Origin of the sequence: Kineococcus glutinatus (genome assembly GCF_039542765.1) — a bacterium.
Classification (GTDB): domain Bacteria; phylum Actinomycetota; class Actinomycetes; order Actinomycetales; family Kineococcaceae; genus Kineococcus_A; species Kineococcus_A glutinatus.
Genome location: NZ_BAABIL010000899.1, coordinates 1 through 1,428 on the forward strand (window position 1 = coordinate 1; position 1,428 = coordinate 1,428).

Here is a 1,428-nt window from a genome sequence, read left to right on the forward strand (position 1 = left end):
GAGCGCGCTGGCCGAGCCGGGGGACGCCTCGGCCGCGCGGCTCGTGGCCGAGGTGGGGGCGGTGGCCGCCCTGGAGGCCGTGCTCGCCGGGGCGGGTGCGCAGCGCTGGCGCACCCGGCTGCCGGCGGTGGACCCCGGCGCGGACCTCGCCGCGCTGCACCGCGTCGGTGGGCGGCTGCTGGTCCCGGGCGATCCGGGGTGGCCGGCCGGGCTGGGCGACCTGGACACCACCGCGGGCGGGGACGGGCGGCCGCTCGCCGCGCCGATGTGCCTGTGGGTGCGTGGTCCGGCGGACCTGTCCACCCCCGCCGCCGCCGTCGTGGGCAGCCGCGCGGCGACCGGGTACGGCGAGGCGGTGGCCGCCGACCTGGGCGCCGGGCTCGCCGAGCGCGGTGTCACCGTCTGGAGCGGTGGGGCGCTGGGCGTCGACGCCGCCGCCCACCGTGGCTGCCTGGCCGTGGAGGGGACCACGGTGGTCGTGCTGGCCTGCGGCGTGGACCGCGCCTACCCGCGGACCAACGCCCCGCTGCTGGCCCGGGCGCTGCGGCGGGGCGCCCTCGTCAGCGAGGTGCCACCGGGGACCGGCCCCACGCGCTGGCGCTTCCTGGAGCGCAACCGCCTGCTCGCCGCCGCCACCCGTGCCACGGTGGTCGTGGAGGCGGCCTGGCGCTCCGGTGCGCTGGCCACCGCCGACCGCGCCGAGCGGTTGCTGCGACCGGTGGGGGCGGTACCCGGGCCGGTGACGTCGGCCGCCTCGGCGGGCTGCCACCGTCTGCTGCGCGAGCGGGGGGCGGTGTGCGTCACCGACGCGGCGGAGGCCGCCGAGCTGGTCGGCGCGGCGGGGGAGCACCTGCCCGCCGCGCCGGTCGCGACCGCCGGACCGCTCGACGAGCTGACGGGGGCGGACCGGCGGGTGGTGGAGGTGCTGCCCCGGCGACGCCCGCTGCCGACGGAGGCGCTCGCCCGCGCCGGGGTGGGCGTCGTGCCGGCGACGCAGGCCGCGCTGGGGCGCCTGCAGCTGGCCGGCTGGGCCGAGGCGGCCGGTGACGGCTGGCGGCTCGTGCCCGGTGCCGCCGTGCTGCTGCGGGAGGGCGGCGCCGGGCGGGCATAGCGTGCGCCCATGACCGGCAGGCGTGGCGCGGACGGCGGGCGGGCGGGCGTGGGGGCCGGCGTCGAGGCGCTCGGGGAGGCGGCCGAGGAGGCCCTGCTCGCCTTCGCGGAGCACCTGCGCTCCGAGCGCGGTTGCTCGCCGCACACGGTGCGCGCCTACGTCGCCGACGTGCGGGACCTGCTGCACCACGCGGCCTCCGCCGGTGCCCCCGCACGTGCTCCCGCCGGTGCCCTCGCCGCCCTGGACCTGCACGCGGTGCGTGGCTGGCTCGCCGACGGGTCCGGGCGGGGGCTGGCGCGGAGCACGCTCGCCCACCG

General features: G+C 81.7%; 2 protein-coding genes. Both read left to right on the forward strand.

What is annotated here, in order from left to right:
- The coding region (gene dprA / locus ABEB16_RS22430; protein ID WP_345714361.1) for a DNA-processing protein DprA at nucleotides 1-1,111 on the forward strand (1,111 nt) is incomplete at its 5' end.
- A gap of 9 nt (nucleotides 1,112-1,120) precedes the next feature.
- Nucleotides 1,121-1,428 (forward strand): site-specific integrase (locus ABEB16_RS22435; RefSeq protein WP_345714362.1); only part of this gene is annotated, 308 nt, incomplete at its 3' end.